The organism is Campylobacter sp. JMF_04 NA10 (genome assembly GCF_027737655.1).
Taxonomy (GTDB): Bacteria; Campylobacterota; Campylobacteria; order Campylobacterales; family Campylobacteraceae; genus Campylobacter_B.
This window is the reverse complement of record NZ_JAOVTZ010000005.1, coordinates 43,527-67,449: the sequence shown is the minus strand read 5'-3', so window position 1 is coordinate 67,449 and position 23,923 is coordinate 43,527. Positions and strand designations below refer to the sequence as shown.

Sequence of the window (23,923 nt, the reverse complement as noted above, 5' to 3'; positions counted from 1 at the left end):
TCCTTGAAAAAATTTGATTATGTTATCTAAAACTCGTTTAAAAATAGCTTTTTACGCCGTTTTAAATAATGCCAAAAATTTATTCACCCATAGCTTTTTAGGCGTGATTATCTCGCTAGGACTTGCGTTTATGGCGTGATATACACTGGCTCCGCTTAGCGTGGCGTAATAGCGGATTATCAGGCGTTGCAGATGCGGTTCGTAGCTAGGAATAAACCAGCCGTTGTTTGAAATCGCCACGACAAATTTTGGATTATCGCTATAAAACTCGCCCCTTGTCGCCTCGTAGCAAATCGCGCTTTTTACGGGGATTTCTTTGATTGTATAAAAACTAAAATTTGGCGCAATCGAAAAATCGCTAGCCCCGCCTAAAAATGTGTTATTTATAAAATCTCTAATCGGCGCGGGCAGTGGCACTTGCTCGCCAAAAGGCACCAAAATGTGTTTGTCAAATCTGCGCAAATTTCCGTTTTCAAAAACATACGCACTGTTGTAAAATTTGGAGTTTTCATAGGCTTCGCCACCAGCTACAATCGAAATTTTATGCGATTTTTCTAGTAAAATTTCCTTTAAAGCTTCCTCGCGGTTTAGATAGAGTGCAAATGCGCTCTCTGGCAATACTATCGCCTCGTAGCCACTTTCTATCGCATCGTCGATTTTGGCTAAATTTTCTCTAATTGCGTCTAAAATTTTCTCCTCGTCCCAGATGTCAAACTGCGAAATTTGCGAGTTTTCAAGCTTGATTTTAAGTGGCAAAAATTCAGCTTCTTTCTCTTTAAATTCTAGCGCGCAAATTAAACAAGCGCAAAAAAGCAAAATTTTGGCTTTGTGCCTGAATTTTATCAAAATGCAAATTCCAGCCAAAATCGCGCAAAATGCGAAAATTTCGGCTCTAAAAATGCCGTGTGAAAACAAAAGTTCGAAATTTAGCCAATCAAAGCCAAATGGGTGGATAAATTTCAGCCCTACTAAACAGAGCGCGCGCAGTATTGGCTCATCAAAAATGGCAAAAATACGAAAAATCGCTCCCGCAATCAGACAAATTCCTAAAATTTCAACTGGGATTAAAAACGAAAGTTCAAAATAAATCAGGCTAAAACTAATCCAATAAAACCAAATCGCGCCGATAAAAAACCCAAACCAAAACCAAATTTGCTTTTTGCTTTTTAAAAGGACAAATAGCGCAAAAATCGCGATTAGTGGCGAGAAAAATTCAGCCAAAAGTGGTAAAATTCCACCTAAATTTTGGCTTAAAATTTCAACAAATATAAAATTTGAAACTCCAAGCGCAAGAAAAAAGCCGTTATTTATTTTATTTAATGTAAAATACTCTCTTTTTAAATTTTTTACAAAGGAAAACGATGGAACAAGGAAGTCTTTTTGGAACATTATTACCTCTAATTGTCTTTGTTGGGATTTTTTACTTTTTGCTAATCAGACCGCAACAAAAACAAGCAAAAGAGCATAAAGCTATGGTTGATGCGCTCGCTAAGGGCGATAAAATCGTCACAAGTGGCGGACTAAAATGCACAGTCGTAAAAACAAGTGAGGATTTTATCACAGTTAAGCTTAATGATGATGTTATCGTCGAACTAGACAAACTTTATATCGCAAGAAGGTTAGATGCGTAGTAAGATTACATATCGTTTGATTGCCTTTTTAGTAGCGGCAATTTTTAGTTTGATTTTTGCTATGCCTTCGATTTTGCAGAGCGAAAAGGGCGATAAAATCAACCTCGGACTTGATTTGCAGGGCGGTCTTCACATGCTGCTCGAAGTCCAAAGCGACGAGGCGATAACTTCGAAAATCAAATCAATCGCAGCTAGCGTAAATTACGCTGCTAAGCGCGATGATTTGCTAATGGACGGCTTGAAGCTTGATAGCGATTTTTTCGAATTTGAAATTTTAGACCCCGATGAAGCGCCTAAATTTGACGCTTTGCTTCACTCTGCTGCTAGTGGGCTTGAAATCGCCAAAACTGGCGAGAAATACCGCGTGAGCCTAACGCCAGAAGAGATCGCTAGCACCAAAGAATACGCGATTGCTCAGGCTGTGGATACTATACGCAACCGCTTGGATCAATTCGGCCTTGCTGAGCCAACGGTCGCCAAACAGGGCGAGAGCTATATCCTAGTCGAGCTTCCTGGAATTAAGAGCTCAGAAGAAGAGCAACGAGCCAAAGATTTAATCGCCAAAGCAGCGCATTTGCAACTCATGGCGCTTGATGAAATTCGTCAAGACAGAGCCTTAACAATGAGCGAAGAAGAGGCCAAAAGCTACGGTGATGTAATCTACCCTGACGCGAAAAATCCAGAATATAAATACCTAATCAATGAAATTCCTGTTTTAGACGGCGCTATGCTAGTCGATGCTAGGGTTGCTTTTGATCAAAACACAAATCAGCCAATCATAAATTTCACTCTAAATTCACAAGGTGCGCAAATTTTCGGCGATTTTACAGGCGAAAATGTCGGCAGACGCCTTGCAATCGTGCTTGACGGCAAGGTCTATTCAGCTCCACGCATTAACGAGCGAATTGGTGGCGGAAGCGGACAAATCAGTGGCGGATTTAGCGTGCAAGAAGCTCACGATGTGGCGATTGCGCTTCGCTCTGGTGCGCTTTTGGCCCCTGTTAGTGTGAGCGAATCGCGCAGTATCGGACCAAGCCTAGGACAAGATAGCATAGATCAAAGTGTGAAAGCCCTAACTTTCGCAGCTATTGTAATTTTGATTTTTATGGTTTTATACTATGGCATGGCTGGCGTGTTTGCAGATATCGCGCTAGTTGTAAATATTTTATTTTTGATAGCGTTTATGGCGCTGTTTGGGGCGACACTGACCCTGCCTGGTATGGCTGGTATCGTGCTGACCGTGGGTATGGCGGTCGATGCCAATGTCATCATAAATGAGCGTATAAGGGAAGTGCTAAAAACGGGAGCTTCCATTAGCCAAAGTATCACCAAAGGCTACGAAAACGCTATGAGCGCGATTGTAGATGCAAATATTACTACGCTGATAACTTCGGCTGCCTTGTATGCGTATGGCACAGGCCCTGTTAAGGGCTTTGCGGTAACTATGAGTATAGGTATCATCGCGTCGATGATTACAGCGATTTTAGGCACTCATGGTATGTTTGAGGTGGTAATGGGCAAAATGGAAAAGAGCAAAAATACGAAATTTTGGCTAGGTTATAAAGTCAGAAAGGCGCAAAATGCAGGTATTTGATAGTGATAAAATTTATGATTTTATGAAATTTAGACATATCGCATTTGTGATATCTGCGATTTTGATAATTGGCTCGATTGGGCTATTTTTGATTAAGGGCTTTAACTATGGTATAGATTTTAGCGGTGGAACGCTAATCCAGGTCAAATACGACCAAAAAGCCCCGCTTGATGAAATTCGCACTCGTTTTGAAGCGGCAAATTTGGGAAATATAAATGTAACTGAGTTTGGAAGCGATGAGGAAGTTACCATTAGATATTCTGGCAGTAGCGATTCACTGGGCGATAATCCAGCCTTAGCAGCGCAAGAAATTTTAAAAGGAAGTGGAAATTTCGAGGTTCGCAAGGTTGATGTCGTAGGTCCAAAGGTCGGTAGCGAGCTTCGCACAAAGGGAATTATGGCTGTTTGTGTTTCGTTTGCACTTATTTTAGTCTATATTACTTTTCGTTTTGAGTGGAGATTTGCGATTGCGGCGGTGATTTCGGATTTGCATGATGTTATCATTGCATGTGGTGCGCTGATACTATTTAAAATCGATTTTAACCTTGAAATTTTAGCCGCACTTCTTACGATTATGGGTTATTCGCTAAACGATACTATCGTCGTTTTCGATAGGATTAGAGAGGGTGTGCGCACTAGCAAATCCATTAAGCTAACCGAGGTTATCAACGAATCAATCTCAGCTACGCTTTCAAGGACATTTTTGACATCATTTACGACCTTGCTTGTAATTGTGATTTTGTTCGTTTGGGGTGGGGCTATGATACATGGATTTAGCCTTGTTATGCTTGTTGGCGTCGTGGCTGGAACATTTAGCTCGGTTTTCATCGCTGCACCGCTTTTGATTTTATTCGGATTCGATGTGGAAAAATACCGCGCGTTTTTGGCTGATAAACAACGACGCGCCAAAGAAAAAGAAAAAATGCGCGCAATGTATGAAAAAGGCACTGTATAAGGATAGAAAATGAACTGGGGAAGAGTAACATACATATTTTTTGCTTTGATGAGTGCGACTACAATCGCTGGATTTATCTACGAAAGACACGAGCTTTTGCTCTTTATCGCTGCTAGTATTAATGCGGTTTCTACGCTACTTAAAGTCGGTGTGCGCAATATGCTCTCAGCCGAGCTTTTCGCAAGCTCGCTTGTGGCTGATTTGCACCTAATTCCAGCGTTTGTGCTTATGATAGTTCATCCAGGTGATCTTTCGGTTATAACCGCGCTTTGTATCGGCGCGCTGATTGCTGTGATTTTCTCATTAGTGCTAATCACCGTAGAATCAGCCAAATCAAAAGATGAATTTTAGGAGTAATAATGGCTTATAATAGCAAAGAAATAGAGTTAAAATGGCAAAAAATTTGGAACGATGAGGGCGAAGCAGAGCCAAAGGACGATTATAGCTTACCTAAAAAATATATTCTTTCGATGTTTCCATACCCAAGTGGCCGTATCCACATGGGACATGTGCGAAACTACGCTATCGGCGACGCGCTTTCACGCTACTACCGCTTGCAAGGATACAATGTGCTCCAACCAATCGGCTTTGATAGCTTTGGTATGCCAGCAGAAAATGCAGCGATTAAACACAAAATTCACCCGAAAAAATGGACTTACGAAAATATTGATTATATGAAAAATGAGCTAGACAGGCTTGGTTTTAGCTTTTCAAAGCGCAGATTGCTAGCTACTTCTGATCCGCTTTATACAAAATGGGAGCAGGAATTTTTCATCAAAATGTATGAAAAAGGGCTGATTTATCGCAAAAGCTCACTGCTAAACTGGTGCGAACACGACGGCACCGTGCTTGCAAACGAGCAGGTCGAAGACGGCAAATGCTGGCGCTGCGGCAATGAAGTAGTGCAAAAGCAAATGCAAGGATACTACCTAAAAATCACTGATTATGCGCAGGAACTGCTTGATTGCTTGAAGGATTTGGAGGGAAAATGGCCAAATCAAGTCCTAACCATGCAAGAAAACTGGATTGGGCGAAGTGAGGGTTTGAAATTCCGCTTTAAATTTGACGATGAAAGCCGCCAGATGCTAGACGGAATCGACGGATTTGATGTATTTACGACTCGCCCTGATACGATTTATGGTATGAGCTACTCGGCTCTTGCGCCTGAACACGCGGTTATTGCGAAGCTTTTGGAGAAAAATTTACTTCCAAAAGATGTAGAGCAAAAGGTTCGCGCGATCTTAAACCAAAGCCCAAGAGAGCGACAAATCGCCGATAAAGACGGAGCGTATCTAGGCGTAAATGTCCTACACCCGCTAACTGGCAAAAAAATCCCAGTGTGGATAGCAAATTTTGTCTTGGCTGATTATGGTGATGGCGCGGTTATGGCTGTGCCAGCAGGCGATGAGAGGGATTTTGAGTTTGCGAGTAAATTTGGACTTGAAATTATAAATATTTTCGAAAACGAAACCCTGCCACATGTCGAAAAAACAGGAATTTACGCAAATTCTGAAATTTTAAATGGCCTAAAATACAAAGAGGCAAATGAGAAAATTCTGCAAATTTTTGAAGAGCGAAATTTAGGCTCTCGCGTGGTAAATTTCAAACTCCGCGACTGGGGCGTTTCACGCCAGCGTTACTGGGGTGCGCCGATTCCTATGATTCACTGCGAAAAATGCGGTTTAGTTGGCGAAAAAATCGAAAATTTGCCAGTTGCGTTGCCTGATGATGTAGAGATCACAGGCCTTGGCAATCCGCTTGATAAACACCCTACTTGGAAGCACTGCACCTGCCCGAAATGTGGCGGAAAGGCCGTTCGCGAGACCGATACGCTTGATACATTTTTCGAGAGTAGCTGGTATTTCGCGCGATATGCAAGCGATGAGAAAACTTGGACAAGCAAGGCATTTGACGAGCAGAGCGTGAATTACTGGATGAGCGTAGATCAATACATCGGCGGTATCGAGCATGCGATTTTGCACCTACTTTACGCTAGATTTTTCCAAAAAGCATTGCGTGATTTGGGATATTTGCGCGATAGCGAGCCGTTTGCTAGACTTTTGACACAAGGTATGGTGTTAAAAGATGGCGCAAAAATGAGCAAATCTAAGGGCAACACCGTCGATCCTGATGATATCATCGCTACTTATGGGGCTGATACTGCGCGACTTTTCATACTTTTTGCAGCACCTCCTGCAAAAGAGTTAGAGTGGAACGATAGCGCAGTAGAGGGTGCTTATAAGTTTTTAAACCGCCTTTACGAGCGTTCGGCTAATGCGTATAAAACAGATAAAATTCCTAGCATTAACCACGCAAATTTAAGCAAAGATGAAAAATATGCGAGATTAAAAGTCTATGAAGCGCTAAAAAAATCGCATGATGTCTATACGGAAAATTTCGCCTTTAATACCCTAATCGCGGCGTGTATGGAGGCTCTAAATGCCCTAAACGCGCAGGATAACGCTGATATTTACACTGAGGGGTATTTTATTATCCTAAATTTACTTCAACCAATCGTCCCTCATATTGCAAGCGAGCTAAGTCAGACACTTTTTGGGCGCAAAAATTTCACAAAAATTGAGCTTTTGCCTGAGGTTTTTGTGAGCGATACTATCACGCTTGCAGTTACCGTAAATGGCAAAAAACGCGCCGAAATCGACGCCAATGCGGACGCGAGCGAGGCGGAAATTTTAGCACTTGCCAAAGAAAATGTCGCAAAATGGTTAGAGGATAAAACGCTAATAAAAGAAATTTATGTCAAAAACAAACTTGTAAATTTGGTCGTAAAGTAGGAAAAAATGAGAAATTTGATTAAAAATTTAGCCGTTTTTGCGTTTGTGGTTTTGGTTGTTGGTTGCGGATATCAGCCAGTATCTAAAATCACTTCGCAGATTATGTCAAAAAGCGTGTATGTCGATGTGCTGATGAGCAAGACAGATCCTCAAAACACAGTGGCTATCAAAGACGCTGTCAAAAGCGGTATCGTAGCGCGCCTAGGCTCAAATTTAGCCGACAAATCTAGCGCGCAAACCTACATCGTAGCCAGCATAAAAAGGCTAACTTTCACAGCCCTTACCTACGATAGATACGGCTATATTACGAGTTATCGCGCAAATTTGACGCTAAATTTCAAAACAAAGCTTAAAAATGGCGAAATTTTTAGCAAAGACTGCGTAGGAGACCATGATTTTTCGGTCTCACGCTTAGTCAAAAACAAACACGACACAATCTCAGTCATCAGCGACAAAGAGCGCTATGACGCTATCGAAAATGCCTCTACTCAGGCGTTTGATGAGTTTATTTCTGCGCTTGCGATCAAAGGCATACGGCTTGAACGCGCTAAAAATTAGCTCTATTTTTGACTTCTTAAACGCTCGTCCGATTTATTACAAAAAGATCGATTACGAGCGTTTTCCAGCTGCCTTTGAGGCAGTGCGTAGCGCACTTCCGTTAAAAAATATCACCCAAATCATCGGCACCAATGGCAAGGGAAGCACTGGCAGATTTTTATCTAGGATTATTATGAGTGCAAATGGCGCAAATGAGCGAAATTCGGGCCCTAAATTTAGCGTCGGACACTACACTAGCCCGCATATTATGAGATTAAATGAGCGCATTTATCGCGACGGGCGCGAGATTAGCGATGATGAATTGCAAGGCGCGCACGAGTTTTTGCAAGCAAATTTACCGGCAAAATTTAGAAATAATCTTTCGTATTTTGAATACCTGACTTTGGCGGCTGCGGTGCATTTTAGGGAGTGCGATTACTGCGTATTCGAGGCTGGTATGGGTGGCGAGTTTGACGCTACGAGCAGTTTTGATACCAAGCTTTCGCTTTTTACCCCTATTGGCACCGATCATATCGGCATGCTGGGCGTTAATTTGGAGCAAATTTCGCGCACGAAGCTTAATGCAATGGCGCAAAACGCGATTTTAAGCGATGAGATGAACAGCCTTAGCGTAAAAATCGCGCGTGAAATCGCAGCGCAAAAGGGGGTAAATTTAGCATTTGCAAGCGATTTTTTAAACGCAGATGAAAAGCGCGAAATCATCACATATATCAAAACTCACAATCTAGCAAATTTTCAATATTCAAATTTAAAATTGGCCGTGGCTGGGGCGAAATTTTGGGGCTTAAATTTTAAAATTGCTGAAATTTTGCCACTTGATTTGCCTGGGCGCGCCGAAGCAATCGCTTCAAATATCATTATCGATGTGGGGCACAACGAACTAGCCGCCGAAGCACTTGTCAAGGAATTTGCAGGCAAAAAATTTACGCTAATTTACAACGCATTTGCCGATAAGGATATCAAAAAGGTTCTTGCTACCCTTGCGCCGATTATCAAAAATGTCCAAATTCTGCCTTATGATGCCCCAGGTCGCGAGCTTGGCGGGGAGATGATTACGCAGGCTTTGGACGAGCTTGGTATCGCGCACTCTGAATTTAGGGGCGAAACCTATGAAAATGAGCTTTATTTGGTGTTTGGTTCGTTTCATTTAGTCGAGGAATTTTTGAAATTTTATAATAACGGGGCGAAATTTGGCAAAAACTAAAATCACCATTAGTGATAATTTCGGCTCGAAAACTATGCAATTTGGCGAGAATTTTCGCTTTCAACTTAAAATTTTAGTCGCATTTATCATTGTGTTTTTGCTCGTTTTGTTTTTTGCGCTTTTTCGCCTAAATAACGACAAAAAAAACCTAAAAACCACCAATGCTACGCTAATGGCGCAGATTGAAAAGCTAGAAAAACAAAACCAAAATTTGATAATTCAGGCAAATCAAATGCGCGAACAAACCAGCCTTGATATCGCAAACGAAGGCCCTGATGGCGATGAGAGCGACGCGCAAATCGCGCAGTATTTCAGCGAAAGACTAGCCCAGCGCAACAAATCAAACGCTAAAACAATCAGCGCAAACGACAACACCTATAAATTGATGTTTCAATACATACCAAACCGCTACCCGATAAAAAACCGCGGAATCACCGATAATTACGGCATGCGCACGCACCCGATAGCCGGTGTCAAACGCATGCACCACGGCATAGATTTGCGTGCCAGTGTCGGCACGCCGGTAATCGCCACAGCAGATGGATTTGTCGATTTTGCCGGCGAGAGTGGAAACGGATATGGCATACTCGTGCGAATTACGCACAATTACGGATTTTCGACAAGGTATGGTCATTTAAGTTCGGTTAGCGTGGCTCCTGGCATGTGGGTTAGCAAAGGCACGGTTATCGGCTACACGGGCAATACAGGGTATAGCACGGGGCCACATTTGCACTATGAGGTGCGGTTTTTGGGTATGACGCTAGATCCGCTAAATTTCATGCTGTGGGATAGCTCGAATCTAAATATCTGGTCGGTCGAGCCAAATGTATCGTGGTATGAGATAAATCGCGTCTTGCAAAGTGGGGCGCAAAAATAATGCAAGCTAGAATTTATGAGTATTTTTCGCAAATTTTAGCGCAAAATTCTGCGCAAATTTGTCCTCAAATTTTAATCACAGATGATGAAAAAGATAGCGCGCTTTGCGCTGAGGTGCTGAAATTTTTGGGTTTTAAAACCTTTGTTTTGCCTGATTTTAGGGCGCATTTTGGTGAGGATTTGCGAAGCTACTACGACGAGCTAATCGGCATTTCACGCTCGCTTGGCGCGTATTACAAATGTGAAGGGCGCAAAATTTTAATCTCGCCAGTTCGCACGATTTTAAACAAACTCCCCACAAAATCGCAACTAAAAGGGATAAAAATCGAATTCGCCCAAAAGCTAAATTTAGCTGAATTTAAAGATGAAATTTTGCGCCTTGGATACAGTGTGACGCAGGTCGTCGAAAGCGCAGGCGAGATTAGTTTTCGTGGCGAGATTATCGATATTTTCCCACTTGGGGGCGAGTGCGGGGTGAGGGTTTTGCTCGATGATGATGAAATCGAGAGCATTAGGCATTTTGACATTGATACGCAAAAATCCGAAAAAATTGAGCTAGAAAGCGTCGAGATTGAGCCGTTTTTGGCGAATTTAAACAAAGGCGAGTTTGAGAGCGCAAACGAAAAAATTAGCGCCTTTGATAGCGACGCTTTGATCAACGATCTAACTTCGCTTGGGTTTTGGTTTATTGATGGATTTGCGGATTATTTGCAAGAATTTAGCGCGGTTTTAGCGTGTCCTATCAAAAAAGATGAAATCTTTGCCGAAAGGGATCTAAGCGTCCTTGATACACTGCCACTAATACCTGCCGCGCGTAAATTTAAGGATTTGCAAATCACGCCAAATAGCGAATTTTTCGAATTTCACAAAAACGACAAAATCACCATTATCGCGCGAAATGATGCACTTTTGGCGCATTTGGATCTATCAAATTTAAGCAATGCGAAAATTTTAAAAGAGGATTTTATCCTAAATTTAATCAGCTCTGACGAGATTATCGTTTCATTAAACAAGCTAATCCCTAAAAAGCGCGTTCGCAAATCTAGCCTTGCGCTCGATGAGCTAAATCCGGGCGATTTTGTCGTGCATGAAGACTACGGAATCGCCAAATTCGCTGGCCTTGAACTAGCCACCGTTTTGGGGCATTCGCGTGAGTTTGTCGCCCTGATATACGAAGGCGGCGACAAGCTACTTTTGCCTGTGGAATACCTAAACAAAATCGACAAATATATCGCTGGTGGGGGCGTGGTAAGCCCTGATCGCCTAGGCAAGGCAAGCTTTGCGAAAATCAAAGAAAAGGTGCGCGAAAAACTCTTTGTCATCGCTAGTAAAATAATCCAAACCGCCGCTAAACGCGAGCTAATTCGTGGCGTGATGATAGAAAATACCGGTCCAAATTACGCCAAATTTATCGCTTCTAGCGGGTTTTCATACACGCCAGATCAAGAAAGCGCGATTAGCGCGATTTTGCAGGATTTGCGCAGTGGCAAGGTCATGGATAGGCTATTAAGCGGCGATGTGGGCTTTGGCAAGACAGAAGTGGCGATGAACGCGATATTTGCGACGATAAAAAGTGGCTTTTCAGCACTTTTTTTCGTGCCGACGACTTTGCTGTGCGCTCAGCACTACGCCACGCTAAAAGCGAGATTTGATGAGTTTGAAATCCCTGTTTTTAGGCTAGATAGATTTAGCAAAGCAAAGGAAAAAAGCGAAATTTTAAAACGGCTTAAAAATAACGAAGCGATTGTGTGTGTAGGCACGCATAGCCTGCTAAATGTCGAAGCGCCAAATTTAGGGCTTGTAATCGTCGATGAAGAGCATAAATTCGGCGTGAAACAAAAAGAAAAATTAAAGGAAAAATCGCAAAATTCGCACCTTTTAAGCATGTCTGCTACGCCAATTCCTCGCTCATTAAATATGGCGCTAAGCCAGATTAAGAGTTATAGCACGCTTCTAACTCCGCCACTAGATCGCCTCGATGTGCGCACAATGGTTAAAGAGTGGGACGAAAAAATCGTAAAAGAGGCGATTACTAGGGAGCTTCGCCGTGGTGGGCAGATTTTTTATGTGCATAATCATATCGCAAGTATGCCTAGCGTGAAAAAACGGCTACTTGAAATTTTGCCAAATTTAAAAATCGTAATCTTACACTCTAAAATCGATGCGCAAACCACCGAGGACGAGATGGCTAAATTTATCGCTGGGGAGTATGATCTCATGCTATGCACGAGCATAGTCGAGAGTGGAATCCACATGCCACGCGTCAATACGATTTTAATCGACAACGCCGATAAATTTGGCATAGCAGACCTGCACCAGCTTCGGGGCAGGGTAGGGCGCAGCAACAAACAGGCATTTTGCTACTATTTGATTGGCGATAAAACTGCCCTTACTAGCGATGCGCTAAAACGGCTCGTGGCATTAGAGAGCAACTCATTTCTAGGCTCTGGTTCGGTGCTAGCGTATCATGACCTAGAAATCAGAGGTGGTGGAAATCTCGTCGGTGAAGCACAAAGCGGGCATATCGAGGCTATCGGATACAGCCTGTATTTGCGTATGCTAGAAGATGAGATAAACAAGCTTTTAAACCAAAAAACAATCATTTCAAGCGTTGAGCTTAAAATTTCAGTCAATGCCTTTTTAAACAGCGAATATATCGCGGAGGATAGGTTGAGGCTTGATATTTACCACAGGCTTAGCAAATGCGAAAACGCTATGCAAATAAATGAAATTTACGCTGAAATCGAGGATAGATTCGGCAAGGCTGATGTTTATACCAAACAATTCATAGATATGATGATGATAAAGGTGCTAGCCCAAAATATCGGTGTGCGCGCGATTTCGAGCGCAGATGTAAATATCGTAATCACAGATAAAAATGGCGAAAAAATCCGCCTAAAATCGCCTTCGAAAGACGATGATGATGTGTTAGCGGAAATTTTAGTGTATTTGCGAAAGGAAAACAAAAATGTCTGAGTTAAATTTGAAAATCGATTGGCAAAGCGTGCAAGTGGCGCAGTTTCGCAGACACGGATTAAAACTGCGGGCGATAGAGGATATTGATTTTGTTGATATCAACGCGCTTTGTGGCTTGGAGGCGCAAAAAACCGCGCTTGTAGAAAATACGCGAAATTTTATCCACGGGCGTGGGGCAAATCACGCCTTGCTCTGGGGCGAGCCGGGCTGTGGTAAATCAAGCCTAGCAAAGGCAGTTTTTACGAAATTTTTGCAAGACGGGCTTAAAATCGTCGAAATCGGCAAAGATGATTTGGAGTATCTCATCGATATAATCGATGAAATCAGGGGGCAGGATTATTATTTCATCATTTTTTGCGATGATCTTAGCTTTGAGCTTGGCGAAAACGCCTACAAGCACCTAAAACCGCTACTTGACGGCTCTATGGAGCGCGCGCCAAAAAATGTGCTAATGTATGCGACCTCAAATCGCAGACACATTTTAAGCGAGCTAGCCAGCGACAACATGGGCGCGCAGGTGGGCACCGACGAGCTTCATTTAAGCGACGCCAAAAACGAGCGCATTAGCCTTAGCGAGCGATTTGGCTTGCAACTTAGCTTTTATAGTGGCAATATGAGCGAGTATTTGGGCGTGGTGGAGAGCTATTTCGCGGCATTTAGATTTATGAGCGTGGAGGAATTTAGGGCAAAATTTGCAGAATTTTTGCCGGATTTACACGCTAGGGCGCGCGAATTTTCCACGCTTAGGGCGAGCCGAAGCGGGCGGATTGCAAAGCAGTTTGCGCTAAGCTATGCAAGCGAGTTTTTTGCGAAATTTAGCCCCGAAAATGAGCGCGACTGAGCTATTTCGCGCACTTTTTGGCGCGATTAAATTTGATGATTTTCGCTGGTGGCCGAATTTTGGCGAATTTGAAGTGATTGTCGGCGCGATACTGATCCAAAATACAAACTGGAAAAACGCCGAACTCGCACTTGAAAATTTAAGGAAATTTGGGCTTTTGGATTTGCAAAATTTGGCGAATTTAAGCGTGGAAAATTTAGCTGAAATTATCAAACCAAGCGGATTTTATAACCAAAAAGCAAAGCGATTAAGCTTGCTTTGCAGGGCAATTGAGGCAGAATTTGGCGATTTTGAAAATTTCGCGCACGCCGTAAGCCGTGAGTGGCTGATAAGCCAAAAAGGCATAGGGGCAGAAACCTGCGACGCGATTTTGTGCTATGCGTGCGGAAGAGCCGTAATGGTCGCAGATAGCTACTCTGCGCGTTTGCTAGGCGCGCTTGGATATGAGTTTGAGAGCTACGACGAACTTAGCGAGTGGCTTGGCGCACTAGAATTTGGCGAAATTTTTAAACTAGTAAATTCTCGCTATGATAATTTTTCAAACGACGAAAACGGCGCATTTGCACTATTTCACGGACTAATAGTTGAATTTTGCAAAGAGCATTTAAGGGGCAAAAAATTTGATGAATTTGCGATAAATTTATTTAATGAGTTAAAATGCAGTTAAAAATCCAAATTTTTCTAACAATTTTTCTCGTGATTTACACCCTTTTATCGCTACCTAGCCAGATAAAAAATAAAAACTATTTTCAAATTTTTCTTTTTTTGTCTTTTGTCTGTATTAGCATAGAAATGCTTAGGCAAAACAGCCTTATAAATGGGCTTTTATCTAGTGTTGGTATGGATTTTATCGACATTATTTTGATTGGTGTTATGCTCTTTTTTATCTATGCTTTTCGTTCTGATAAGGTTGGCACTTTTATGATGTCTGCAATCTTTTTTTTTGATGGATTTGCTTCGCTAAACGGATATAAAGTGTGGAGCAAATACCAAGGCTGGGTAAGACTTGGCACAAGGGGCAAAATTTTTGCTTTTATTGTGGCTTTTGCCTCGCTTTTTGCTTTTTTATTTGGTAAAAAAAGCAATCAAAATAAACTATTTTTCTGCAAAAATTGCCAAAAGACTTTTTATTTTTATGAGGTAAAAAATTTAAGGTGCAAACAATGTTTTGGGAATTTGGTGGATTATGAGCACTATTTAAAAGAAAAATATGCACATAAAAATGAAATTTTTACTGGTGATAAAGCTGGCAAGTCAAAACCGCGCAAGAATAAACGAAAAAAGCATAAATAAGCCCTAAATGGAAAAATTTTAGCCGATTTTGCCCCTTGAAAATTTTAAAATTTCGGCGCAGTGTTTAGAATTTGCGAAGCGAGATTAAATCACGCACAAATGTTTGATTTTCTCACCCTCAAATTTCAGCTCCACTATATCGTGCCAAAGTGTCACAAACTGGCTATTTACGCAGAAAAGCTCCTCGTGAAAGTGTCCGAAAAACCACTTTTTAAATTTGATTTTGCGATAAATTTCTTCTAGTAAATCGCCGTTTGGATCGTGGAAATCTAGCGCAAACTCGTTTATGGCCAGCACCTTTTGCGCGATAGAATTCGGCGCAGTGTGCGAAAGCATCAAATCCACGCTAAAATCGTGCTTGGCGAGGTTTTCGTAAGCCTCGTTTAGCTCAGCCTCGCTGATATTTTCGCCCTCCCACCATGATATGTTTTGCGTGCGATATTCCCTGTCGATACTCGCCGCACCGCCCATACTAAGGACTTTGTGCCCTGCAAGCTCATAAACCTGCCCCCGCATTAAATGATATATGCACTCAGAAATTTTATGCACTTTTCCGCCGTGGAATTCGCTAATTTCATACGAATTTAAGCGATTGAAATTTTCGTGGTTGCCGTCGATAAAAAGCGTGGTATAATTCCGCTCGTTAAAATATTTTAGCCAACGAATTTCATCTTTATCCGGCTTACTCTCCCAAATAAAGCCAAAATCTCCTACAATAATGAGAAAATCATCTTTGCAAAGCTCTTTTTCGGTTTTGTATCTAAACTTTTCAAACCTTTTCATTTCACCGCTAAACCCACGCCAGCCGCCGTGTGTATCGCCTGTGATGAAAATTCTAGCCATTGTTTTGCCTTTAAATTTATGAAATTTTGTAAATTTTATGAAAATAACTTAAAAAAAGCTTAAATGGTGGAGGTGTGCGGGATCGAACCGCAGTCCAAAAACAAACGACCAAAGCCTCTACATGCTTAGCAAAAGTGAAATTCTCGCCCCGGCTTGCTCACTTTCCAAAACAACTCGCCAAAGCAAAGACTAAATTTCGCCCCGCGCCTCGTCAGAGCGCGAAACTACGCTATCTAGGATTACCCGCTACCGCGCTTAGATAGTATGGGCGCAGTGCAGGGCTCGACTGCGATTACGCTACTTTTGCGTAAGCAGGAGCAAAATTTTTGTTATTTGCGTTTAATTTTAATTTGGATTTTATACGCTATATCCGAAGCGGCATGCCACCTTGACCAATCCATTTCTGTCGAAGCCAAGTCACCCCCAAAAGGAAGTCGCACATTTTACTTCAAAAATTTTATATTGTCAAATTTGGGTTAAATTTGCCAAATTTAGGCTATAATCGCAAAAAATTTTAAAGGATAAAATATGGCAAAAATCACTATAAAAGACCTTTATAAAATGAAAGAAAACAGCGAAAAAATCGTTATGATCACAGCATACGACGCACTTTTTGCCAAAATTTTTAACGATCAAGTCGATATGGTGCTAGTAGGCGATAGCCTAAATATGAGCTTTGGCGGACACGCTGAGACTATCGGCATAAGTGTCGATGAGATGATTTATCACGCAAGGGCTGTTAGGCGCGGTCTAACTCACCCGTATTTGGTCGTGGATATGCCGTTTTGTTCGTGTGCTACGCCCCAGCTTGCGCTTAAAAACTGCGCCAAAGTCTATGAAAAGACAGGTTGCGACGCCGTTAAAATCGAAGGCGGAAAGGACTTTGCCGCTACCGTCGAGCTTCTTAGCAAAAACGGCATTGCCGTTATGAGCCACATAGGACTGCGCCCGCAACTCTCTCGCTTTCAAGGCGGTTACAAGGTAAGCGGTCGTGAGAAAAACGCCCTAAATTTGCTACTTGATGACGCCAAAGCTGTGCAAAATGCGGGAGCGGTTTTGCTTCTGCTTGAAGGCACAGTTTCTAGCGTGGCTAATGAAGTAATGAGCGTCGCAAATGTCCCTGTTATCGGTATCGGCGCAGGGTCGTGCGACGGACAGGTGCTAGTATGGAGCGATATGCTAGGATTTTTTGACGAATTTAAGCCAAAATTTGTAAAACGCTACCTAAACGGCGCCGAACTCGTGCGAGAAGCTGTGAAAAACTACGCTAACGATGTAAAAAAAGGCATTTTCCCAAGCGAAGAATTTGAGTATTTGAAATAGGTAAATTTAATGGACAGAATCGTAGAAATAGAAAAATTAAAACTAGATGAAGCGTCGGAAATTTCGCTAAGACCGGCGAATTTCGAGGATTATATCGGGCAAGAAAAAATCAAATCGAACCTAAACATAGCAATCACGGCCGCCAAAAAGCGCGCCGAGTGCCTAGATCATGTGCTGTTTTATGGGCCACCAGGGCTTGGCAAGACCACACTTGCGCACATTATCGCCTCGCAAATGGGAGCCAATATCAAAGTAACCGCCGCTCCAATGATAGAAAAAAGTGGCGATTTAGCGGCGATTTTGACAAATCTCGAAGAGGGTGATGTGCTTTTTATCGATGAAATTCATCGTTTAAGTCCTGCAATCGAAGAAGTTTTGTATTCGGCTATGGAGGATTTTCGCCTTGATATCATCATCGGCTCAGGCCCAGCGGCGCAAACCATTAAAATCGATATTCCACACTTTACGCTCATCGGTGCGACCACGCGCGCAGGCATGATTTCTGCGCCTTTGCGAGATCGCTTCGGTATGCAGTTTCGCTTGCAGTTTTATACCACCGAAGAGCTTGCCAAAATCGTAAAAATCGCCTCGATCAAACTCGAAAAAGAGTGCGAAAAAGACGCTAGCTTAGAGATCGCGCGTCGTAGCCGTGGCACGCCACGCATCGCGCTTCGACTTTTGAAACGCATAAGAGATTTTGCTGAGGTCAAAGACGAGGAAATCATCACCAAAGAGCGCGCAAACGAGGGTTTGGACGCGCTTGGGGTCAATGAGCTTGGATTTGATGAGATGGATTTGCGATACCTTGCGATTTTGGGCGAAGCGGGCAAGAGAGCCATGGGGCTAAGCACCATCGCAGCGGCACTTAGCGAGGACGAGGGCACGATCGAAGATGTCATCGAGCCGTATTTACTCGCAAACGGCTATATCGAAAAGACAGCCAAAGGGCGCATTATGAGCGTGCGCGCAAAATCAGCCCTAGGATACGAAACCAGCCCCGATGAACGGGGGCTTTTTGATTAAATTTAAAATCCGAATAAATTTAATAAATAGTATTTTGTAAGTTACACACGGCGAAATATTGTAATTTTGGTAAAAGGAGGGAGATTGAAAGATTTAAATTTTATAAATTTACGAGTAAATTCACTTAATTTTTTCGTGCTTTTTGCGCTTTCGTATATGCTATTTGTATCACTTGCGTATGTCCTAGCTAAGGGTATGCCAGTCGCAATAAATATAGTTAAATTTTTCTTTATAGATATGATTTTTGTGAGTGCTTTCATCGCCATTGGGGGGGGGCTTTGGCGCGATGAAAGGGCGTTTTTTAAGAAATTTTGCTTTATCTTTTTACTCATAAGCATTCCGCTGTTTTTAAATTTTACCACACCTTCTTTGCTAATAAATCGTAGTCCTAGTCTGAATTTCGCTTTTTTCGCTGTTTTGGCATTTGTTTTACTTATAGTTTTTAGATTGATTAAATTTAAAATAGCGCGAATTTTGCTCTTTGTTTTGATGATAATTCCTAGTGCATTTTATCTGGTGTATTTTTCGCAAACAGGCGGAGTTTTTAACGAATACTCGCTTATAGCGATACTCCAAAGCGAACCAGGCGAAGCCATAGAATACCTAAACACGAAATTTAACCTTTATTTGCCCTTAATCATTGCTTTTTTTATTTTGTCGTATTTTGTCATTTTTTTTAACTTTGAGCGATTAAATTTCGTTAAATTTGATTTAAGTGCAGTATTAAAGGTAGCTATATGCGTGCTTTTGGCATTTGATATTTTTACTAAATTTAATTTTAGAAAAATGCAAATTTATGCCATATCGTTAGATAAGGCAAATGAATTTTTGCAAAGCCTAGACAAATTTAAGCAAAACGAAAACGAGCGAATTAGTGGCGTAAAAAATTTAAAATTTAGCGATGAAAAGGCTCTTTATGTCCTTGTCATCGGCGAAAGCCAAAACAAAAATCACATGAGCGTGTATGGTTACAAGCACGATACTACGCCGTTTTTGCGCGAATTTGCAAAGCAAGGCAACTCAGTATTTTTCACAAATGCCTTTTCAAATCACAGCTTCACAATCCATGTGCTTTATCAGTTTATGACAGCGCGAAATCAATACAATGAAATCCCGCAAGAAAAGGCTATTAGCCTAATAGAACTGGCAAAAATGGCAAATTTTGAAACCATATATATCTCAAATCAAGCAAAACACGGCATTTATGGCTCGCCACTTTCTATGCTTTTTGCTAGCGCAAATCAAAAATTTTGGCTCACTGCGCTAGGCACAGATAGATTTCATCGCCCAGAAGAGCCGTATGATGAGAAAATTTTGCCAAAAATCGATGAGATGAAATTCGGGGATAAAACACTTCTTATCTTGCACCTTATGGGCGCACACTGGAAATACGAAGCAAGGTATCCAAAAGATTTTGTAAAATTTGAATCAAAATACGACAATGCGGTGTTGTATAATGATTTCATAGTGCAAAAAATTTACGAAAAAGTGCGCAAAATGCCGAATTTCAAGGCGCTTGTGTATTGCGCTGATCACGGCGAGGATATGCTTTATCAGCACGATAGCTCAAATTTTACTATGGATATGGCGCAAATCCCGTTTTTTGCGTATTTTAGCGATGATTGGATAGCTTTAAATTCGCAAAAATTTGCACAAATCAAAGCCAATGCAAACGAGTATTTTACAAATGATTTGATATTTAATTTCATAAGTGGCATTATGGGGATAAAATCATCAGTCGATGAGCCGTATAATGATATTTCCGGCGAATTTTACGACGCAAATAAAAGCCGTTTTAAAACGCTTCATGGAAAAAGAAAAATTTTAGAATAGTTTTAAATTTTGCATAAAAATATTATAATGTTTTTTAAATTAATTTAAAAAGCAAATTATGAAATTTATAAATTTTTGTGTTTTGGCGATACTAGGCGCAGTGTTTTTGGGTTGCGAAAGCAAAAAAGCGTGGATTATTATAGGGCAGATTTAAGTGCAGCCAAAGGGCGCATTATGAGTGTGCGCGCAAAATCAGCTCTGGGATACGAAACCAGCCCTGATGAACGGGGACTTTTTGATTAAAATTGCGTTAAATTTGCAAAATTTAATGCAAAATTTTGCAAATTTTAAAAAATTTCAAATATTAAAATTCAGGCGAAATTCGTTTTTATCATAGCTTATTAGTCCGTCTTTCGCCATTTTGCTAAGTTCGTTTGACATAGCGCTTCGATCTACGCCTAGATAATCAGCCAGCCCCTGCCTAGAAAACGACACACAAAAGCTGGTGCTTGCGTTTTTGAGTGCTTGCTCACCAAAATAAGAAAGCAATCTCTCTCGTATAGTCTTGGGCGCAGTGTGCATCATACGGGCTGAGAGATTTAGGTTTTTGTTGCTTGAAATTTTAAACAGATTATAGATGATTTTGTGATGATAGGGGCAATTTTCGGCACAAGAAGTTAGAATTTTGCGCAAATTTAAAAATAAAATTTCACTTGGCTCTGCGCTTACGACATCGCATTCTAGGGGTTTTGCGCTTATGGCGTAGTTTGCAGCAAATATATCGCCTCTGGTAATACGCCCAAAAATATTGCTATTTCCGCGCAAGAAATTTACGACAATATCCACGCTCCCGCTTAGCACGAGCCCGATTTTCGCAGTGCTGTCCCCACAGCGAAAGATTATCTCATCTTTGGCGAATTTCGCCCTTTGTGCTTCCAAGCAAGGGAGCAAATCTGCAATCTCATCTTCGCTTATGCCGTTAAAAAGTATGGTTTTGGATAAATTCATAAATTTTGCCTTTTTGTTGTTATAACAACAGAAATTAATTTTGCATTATATTATAATGCGCCTTGAATTTCAAATTTCAAAGGAGAAATTATGGAAAATATGTTTTGTTTCCAATGCCAAGAGACGGCTAAAAACACAGGCTGCACGATTAGTGGCGTATGTGGCAAAAAGCCAGAAGTTGCAGCTATGCAAGATCTGCTAGTGTGGGTTACAAAAGCTCTTTCTAGCGTAGCTTGTGCGCTAAGGGCACAGGGTAAAAGCGTAGCAAAAGAGGTAAATCACAGAGTAACGATGAATTTATTTGTAACTATCACAAACGCAAATTTCGATAATCCTGCGATTATCGCAATTATCAAAAAAACCATAGAAATGAAAAAATCGCTTATCGCAAATTTAGGCGATTGTTCAAATTTGCCAAGCTTTGCCCTTTGGGAGGGAGATGAGAGCGAATTTGCACAAAAAGCAAAAGAAGTCGGAGTTTTAAGCACGGCTGATGAGGACAAACGAAGCCTAAAAGAGCTTACCACTTATGGATTAAAGGGACTTGCTGCGTATATGAAACACGCAAACGCCCTAAATAAGGAAGATGAGAGCATTGATATTTTTATCCAAGAGGCTTTGGCAAAAACCCTTGATGATAGCCTAAGCATTGATGAGCTAATCGCTCTTGCCATGGAGACTGGCAAATTTGGCGTATCTGGCATGGCTTTGCTAGATAGCGCAAATACAGGCGCTTACGGCAATCCTGAGATTAGCGAAGTAAATATCGGCGTAGGGAAAAATCCCGGAATTTTAATTTCAGGGCATGATTTGCGCGATTTAGAAATGCTATTGGAGCAGACACAAGGCAGTGGCGTAGATGTCTATACACACTCTGAAATGCTTCCAGCCCACTACTATCCGTTTTTCAAAAAATATCCGAATTTAAGGGGAAATTACGGCAATGCGTGGTGGAAGCAAAAAGAGGAATTTGAGAAATTTAACGGACCGATTTTGATGACTACAAACTGCGTCATAATCCCGCCAGAGAGCTACAAACACAGACTTTGGACGACAGGTGCTGTGGGCGTGGAGGGTTGCCCCCACATTAAGGGCGAACACGGCGAAAATAAGGATTTTGGCGCTATAATCGAGCAGGCCAAAACCTGCGCCCCACCGACACAAATCGAAAGTGGTAAAATCGTAGGCGGTTTTGCTCATGCACAGGTTTTCGCCCTAGCCAATAAGGTCGTAGAGGCGGTAAAATCAGGCGCAATCCGTAAATTTGTCGTCATGGCTGGGTGCGACGGACGGGCGAAATCTAGGGAGTATTACACTGAGTTTGCAAAAGCTTTGCCAAAAGACACCGTGATTTTAACCGCAGGTTGTGCGAAATACAAATACAATAAGCTAAATTTGGGCGATATCGGCGGAATCCCGCGTGTCCTAGACGCTGGTCAGTGCAACGATTCATACTCACTTGCGCTAATTGCTTTGAAATTAAAAGAAATTTTTAATCTAAATGATATAAATGAACTTCCACTAGCGTTTAATATCGCTTGGTATGAGCAAAAGGCGGTTATCGTGCTTTTAGCGCTTTTATATCTTGGCGTGAAAAATATCCACCTTGGACCTACACTTCCAGCGTTTTTATCGCCAAATGTGGCAAAGGTATTGGTCGAAAACTTCGGCATTGCGGGCATTAGCTCGGTTGAGGCCGATATGAGATTGCTTGTTGGATAAATAATAGTTCTCCTTTTATGCTCGCCGTTTTGGCGAGCAAATTTTAACCCCAAATTCGCTATAATCTTTCTTCAAATTTCACAAAAAGGCTAAAAATGAAATTCATAAAATTTTGCGCTATTGTGGCGTTTTGCGCCGTTTTTTTAGGCTGCGAAAGCGAAAAAAGCGTGGATTATTACAGGGCAAATTTAAGCGAGGCAAAAGAGCGAGTGGCGCAGTGCAAAGGCATAAAAAACAAATCCAAAAAAACAGCCAAAGAGTGCGCAAACGCAAGCACGGCGCTTTCGCAAGTGGCGGCGAAAATGGATTTAGAAGCAAATCGTGCCAAGCTCAGCATAGGAGCGATTGTGCAGGATTTCACCACGCATTATATCGCGCAGGGCGAGTTTGGCGCGCCTGCTTCTATGAGTGGCATCTCGCTTCCTTTGCGTGTGGGAAGCGTGGTTTGTGCGGAGTTTGAGCGCAAAAGTGGAGATGAAATGTGGCTTGTGATAAACCGAGATGATGAGTTTTGCGCCGTGATTTATAATGAGTTTAGACAGGGCGAAATTTCAGTGGCAAATTCGGCTAAAATCATTATAAAATAGGCAAAATTTTAAAATTTTGCTTCGCAAATCCCGAATACTGGCGCGGAATTTTATTTTAAATTTCAATAATCTTATTTGCATAATTTTGCGATTTCTTTTCGCAAAAATTCTGGGTAAATGGTGCAAATTTCGGGGTGTAATTTTATATACTTTTTAACTTCATTTAACCCAATACCGTGTTTTTTATCATCATAAATCAAAAATCCAGCGTAAAATTTAGCTGTGTAAAGTCCCGTTAAATATCGATAAAAAAAGTAGTTGCGAAAGCCACTTACTATCTCTTCGTTTTTGTTGCTAAATGTAGCCAAAGCCTCAAAATGCGCTTCCAAGCTCTTTTCATGCAAAAGTTCTAATAATTGGGATTTTTGCTCTGTAAATGAGCGTTCGTATAGATAAGACTTGTAGTTTTTACCTGCTTGGGCGCTGATTTTTTTGACGATTTGCAAATCTACATTTTGCATTTCTTTCAGAGCTTGCAATATGCCAGCTAGATTTAGCACTTCGGTTGGGTGTCCGCATGGATCGCCTATGCAGGTTTCTAGCTCGTTAAATTTGGCTAAATTTTCCGTGCCGTTTGAGAGTAGAAAATCGACCTTTTCTTGCAAATACTCTTTGTAAAACTCCAAGGTCTTATCGAATTTGTTTTGATTTTGTGTTTGAGTTGCAATAAGTAAGAAATTTAGCCTTTGATCTAGTAGAAAATATTCTATAAATTCTTGATTTTTCAAGGTTTTGAGCTTTGTTAAATTTGCTATATTTTCATCTTGCCACTCCCGGCTCAAATCTAGCAATTTTTGTGTTTGGGTAGAGTTGTTTGCGTCTAAATTGCTAAGTTCTTTTGCAAATTCAGTTTTATCAAAAGCAAAAATTTGCCCCACAAGAGATAAAAACAGCAATATTTTTTTCATAAAAATTCCTTGAATA

Annotated in this window: 22 protein-coding genes and 1 other RNA gene; 18 read left to right on the top strand and 5 right to left on the bottom strand. The window is 41.4% G+C overall.

Translation table 11 applies throughout. From position 1 onward, the window contains the following. Window positions 1-51: 51 nt before the first annotated feature. Entirely contained in the window at window positions 52-1,389 is a 1,338-nt protein-coding gene (locus tag OFO12_RS07090; RefSeq protein WP_270869987.1) for an apolipoprotein N-acyltransferase, read from the bottom strand. Between OFO12_RS07090 and yajC the strand changes: the two genes are divergently transcribed. The 12 genes from yajC to OFO12_RS07030 all read left to right on the top strand — a co-directional run bounded on the left by yajC (window position 1,362) and on the right by OFO12_RS07030 (window position 14,720). Next, window positions 1,362-1,631, top strand: coding sequence for a preprotein translocase subunit YajC (yajC, locus tag OFO12_RS07085; protein ID WP_270862572.1), 270 nt, complete (start codon window positions 1,362-1,364; stop codon window positions 1,629-1,631). The genes OFO12_RS07090 and yajC overlap by 28 nt on opposite strands. Further along, window positions 1,624-3,225, top strand: coding sequence for a protein translocase subunit SecD (gene secD / locus OFO12_RS07080; RefSeq protein WP_270869986.1), 1,602 nt, complete (start codon window positions 1,624-1,626; stop codon window positions 3,223-3,225). Before yajC ends, secD begins: the two co-directional genes overlap by 8 nt. After that, window positions 3,212-4,180, top strand: coding sequence for a protein translocase subunit SecF (gene secF / locus OFO12_RS07075; RefSeq protein WP_270866647.1), 969 nt, complete (start codon window positions 3,212-3,214; stop codon window positions 4,178-4,180). Before secD ends, secF begins: the two co-directional genes overlap by 14 nt. Window positions 4,181-4,189: 9 nt before the next feature. Further along, window positions 4,190-4,531 carry a DUF6394 family protein gene (locus tag OFO12_RS07070; RefSeq protein WP_270859281.1) on the top strand — a complete coding sequence of 114 codons (342 nt, stop codon included), beginning with the start codon at window positions 4,190-4,192 and terminating at the stop codon, window positions 4,529-4,531. Window positions 4,532-4,539: 8 nt separating this feature from the next. Further along, the gene (leuS, locus tag OFO12_RS07065; RefSeq protein ID WP_270869985.1) at window positions 4,540-6,972 is read left to right on the top strand and encodes a leucine--tRNA ligase; all 2,433 of its coding nucleotides are present in this window, start codon (window positions 4,540-4,542) and stop codon (window positions 6,970-6,972) included. A gap of 6 nt (window positions 6,973-6,978) precedes the next feature. After that, a complete protein-coding gene (gene lptE, locus OFO12_RS07060) occupies window positions 6,979-7,530 on the top strand; it encodes an LPS assembly lipoprotein LptE (protein WP_270869984.1) in 552 nt (183 codons plus the stop codon). Further along, on the top strand, window positions 7,511-8,734 hold the full coding sequence (locus tag OFO12_RS07055; RefSeq protein ID WP_270869983.1) for a Mur ligase family protein: 1,224 nt from the start codon (window positions 7,511-7,513) through the stop codon (window positions 8,732-8,734). Before lptE ends, OFO12_RS07055 begins: the two co-directional genes overlap by 20 nt. Further along, a complete protein-coding gene (locus OFO12_RS07050; RefSeq protein ID WP_270869982.1) occupies window positions 8,721-9,611 on the top strand; it encodes a M23 family metallopeptidase in 891 nt (296 codons plus the stop codon). Before OFO12_RS07055 ends, OFO12_RS07050 begins: the two co-directional genes overlap by 14 nt. Beyond that, a complete protein-coding gene (locus OFO12_RS07045) occupies window positions 9,611-12,586 on the top strand; it encodes a DEAD/DEAH box helicase (RefSeq protein ID WP_270869981.1) in 2,976 nt (991 codons plus the stop codon). The genes OFO12_RS07050 and OFO12_RS07045 overlap by 1 nt, the downstream gene beginning before the upstream one ends. Beyond that, window positions 12,579-13,427, top strand: a complete 849-nt coding sequence (locus OFO12_RS07040) for an ATP-binding protein (RefSeq protein ID WP_270869980.1) — start codon at window positions 12,579-12,581, stop codon at window positions 13,425-13,427. The genes OFO12_RS07045 and OFO12_RS07040 overlap by 8 nt, the downstream gene beginning before the upstream one ends. Continuing rightward, window positions 13,414-14,094 (top strand): 3-methyladenine DNA glycosylase, encoded by a 681-nt coding sequence (locus OFO12_RS07035; protein WP_270870033.1) that lies wholly within the window; start codon window positions 13,414-13,416, stop codon window positions 14,092-14,094. The genes OFO12_RS07040 and OFO12_RS07035 overlap by 14 nt, the downstream gene beginning before the upstream one ends. A 125-nt stretch (window positions 14,095-14,219) precedes the next feature. Further along, entirely contained in the window at window positions 14,220-14,720 is a 501-nt protein-coding gene (locus OFO12_RS07030; protein WP_270869979.1) for a hypothetical protein, read from the top strand. An 84-nt stretch (window positions 14,721-14,804) separates the two neighbouring features. On the opposite strand, the gene OFO12_RS07025 is transcribed toward OFO12_RS07030, so the two are convergent. Beyond that, a complete protein-coding gene (locus OFO12_RS07025; protein ID WP_270869978.1) occupies window positions 14,805-15,563 on the bottom strand; it encodes a metallophosphoesterase in 759 nt (252 codons plus the stop codon). A gap of 64 nt (window positions 15,564-15,627) precedes the next feature. Next, window positions 15,628-15,988: a transfer-messenger RNA gene (gene ssrA / locus OFO12_RS07020) on the bottom strand. A 103-nt stretch (window positions 15,989-16,091) separates the two neighbouring features. Here ssrA and panB point away from each other — a divergent pair. From panB to OFO12_RS07000, 4 genes are all read left to right on the top strand, one after another. Then, on the top strand, window positions 16,092-16,886 hold the full coding sequence (panB, locus tag OFO12_RS07015) for a 3-methyl-2-oxobutanoate hydroxymethyltransferase (RefSeq protein ID WP_270869977.1): 795 nt from the start codon (window positions 16,092-16,094) through the stop codon (window positions 16,884-16,886). Between the two features lie 9 nt (window positions 16,887-16,895). Next, complete coding sequence (gene ruvB, locus OFO12_RS07010; protein WP_270869976.1) at window positions 16,896-17,909, top strand: Holliday junction branch migration DNA helicase RuvB; 1,014 nt, start codon at window positions 16,896-16,898, stop codon at window positions 17,907-17,909. 84 nt (window positions 17,910-17,993) lie between these two features. Further along, a complete protein-coding gene (locus OFO12_RS07005) occupies window positions 17,994-19,742 on the top strand; it encodes a phosphoethanolamine transferase (protein WP_270869975.1) in 1,749 nt (582 codons plus the stop codon). A 111-nt stretch (window positions 19,743-19,853) separates the two neighbouring features. After that, window positions 19,854-19,985 carry a hypothetical protein gene (locus OFO12_RS07000; protein ID WP_270869974.1) on the top strand — a complete coding sequence of 44 codons (132 nt, stop codon included), beginning with the start codon at window positions 19,854-19,856 and terminating at the stop codon, window positions 19,983-19,985. Between the two features lie 54 nt (window positions 19,986-20,039). Here the strand turns inward: OFO12_RS07000 and OFO12_RS06995 are convergent, their stop codons facing one another. Continuing rightward, window positions 20,040-20,690, bottom strand: a complete 651-nt coding sequence (locus OFO12_RS06995; protein WP_270869973.1) for a Crp/Fnr family transcriptional regulator — start codon at window positions 20,688-20,690, stop codon at window positions 20,040-20,042. Between the two features lie 90 nt (window positions 20,691-20,780). Between OFO12_RS06995 and hcp the strand changes: the two genes are divergently transcribed. Then, window positions 20,781-22,412, top strand: a complete 1,632-nt coding sequence (gene hcp, locus OFO12_RS06990) for a hydroxylamine reductase (RefSeq protein ID WP_270869972.1) — start codon at window positions 20,781-20,783, stop codon at window positions 22,410-22,412. 95 nt (window positions 22,413-22,507) lie between these two features. Further along, window positions 22,508-22,999, top strand: coding sequence for an EexN family lipoprotein (locus OFO12_RS06985; protein ID WP_270869971.1), 492 nt, complete (start codon window positions 22,508-22,510; stop codon window positions 22,997-22,999). Window positions 23,000-23,070: 71 nt separating this feature from the next. On the opposite strand, the gene OFO12_RS06980 is transcribed toward OFO12_RS06985, so the two are convergent. Continuing rightward, the gene (locus OFO12_RS06980) at window positions 23,071-23,907 is read right to left on the bottom strand and encodes a hypothetical protein (protein WP_270869970.1); all 837 of its coding nucleotides are present in this window, start codon (window positions 23,905-23,907) and stop codon (window positions 23,071-23,073) included. Window positions 23,908-23,923 lie beyond the last annotated feature (16 nt).

Coding starts and splice junctions, on each gene's coding strand:
- OFO12_RS07070 (WP_270859281.1), top strand. CDS start 4,190: ATGAACTGGGGAAGAGTAACATACATATTTTTTGCTTTGATGAGTGCG.
- OFO12_RS07045 (WP_270869981.1), top strand. CDS start 9,611: ATGCAAGCTAGAATTTATGAGTATTTTTCGCAAATTTTAGCGCAAAAT.
- yajC (WP_270862572.1), top strand. CDS start 1,362: ATGGAACAAGGAAGTCTTTTTGGAACATTATTACCTCTAATTGTCTTT.
- ruvB (WP_270869976.1), top strand. CDS start 16,896: ATGGACAGAATCGTAGAAATAGAAAAATTAAAACTAGATGAAGCGTCG.
- OFO12_RS07030 (WP_270869979.1), top strand. CDS start 14,220: ATGCTTAGGCAAAACAGCCTTATAAATGGGCTTTTATCTAGTGTTGGT.
- OFO12_RS07025 (WP_270869978.1), bottom strand. CDS start 15,563: ATGGCTAGAATTTTCATCACAGGCGATACACACGGCGGCTGGCGTGGG.
- OFO12_RS06980 (WP_270869970.1), bottom strand. CDS start 23,907: ATGAAAAAAATATTGCTGTTTTTATCTCTTGTGGGGCAAATTTTTGCT.
- OFO12_RS07035 (WP_270870033.1), top strand. CDS start 13,414: ATGAGCGCGACTGAGCTATTTCGCGCACTTTTTGGCGCGATTAAATTT.
- OFO12_RS07090 (WP_270869987.1), bottom strand. CDS start 1,389: ATGTTCCAAAAAGACTTCCTTGTTCCATCGTTTTCCTTTGTAAAAAAT.
- hcp (WP_270869972.1), top strand. CDS start 20,781: ATGGAAAATATGTTTTGTTTCCAATGCCAAGAGACGGCTAAAAACACA.
- secD (WP_270869986.1), top strand. CDS start 1,624: ATGCGTAGTAAGATTACATATCGTTTGATTGCCTTTTTAGTAGCGGCA.
- OFO12_RS06985 (WP_270869971.1), top strand. CDS start 22,508: ATGAAATTCATAAAATTTTGCGCTATTGTGGCGTTTTGCGCCGTTTTT.
- secF (WP_270866647.1), top strand. CDS start 3,212: ATGCAGGTATTTGATAGTGATAAAATTTATGATTTTATGAAATTTAGA.
- OFO12_RS06995 (WP_270869973.1), bottom strand. CDS start 20,690: ATGAATTTATCCAAAACCATACTTTTTAACGGCATAAGCGAAGATGAG.
- panB (WP_270869977.1), top strand. CDS start 16,092: ATGGCAAAAATCACTATAAAAGACCTTTATAAAATGAAAGAAAACAGC.
- OFO12_RS07040 (WP_270869980.1), top strand. CDS start 12,579: ATGTCTGAGTTAAATTTGAAAATCGATTGGCAAAGCGTGCAAGTGGCG.
- lptE (WP_270869984.1), top strand. CDS start 6,979: ATGAGAAATTTGATTAAAAATTTAGCCGTTTTTGCGTTTGTGGTTTTG.
- leuS (WP_270869985.1), top strand. CDS start 4,540: ATGGCTTATAATAGCAAAGAAATAGAGTTAAAATGGCAAAAAATTTGG.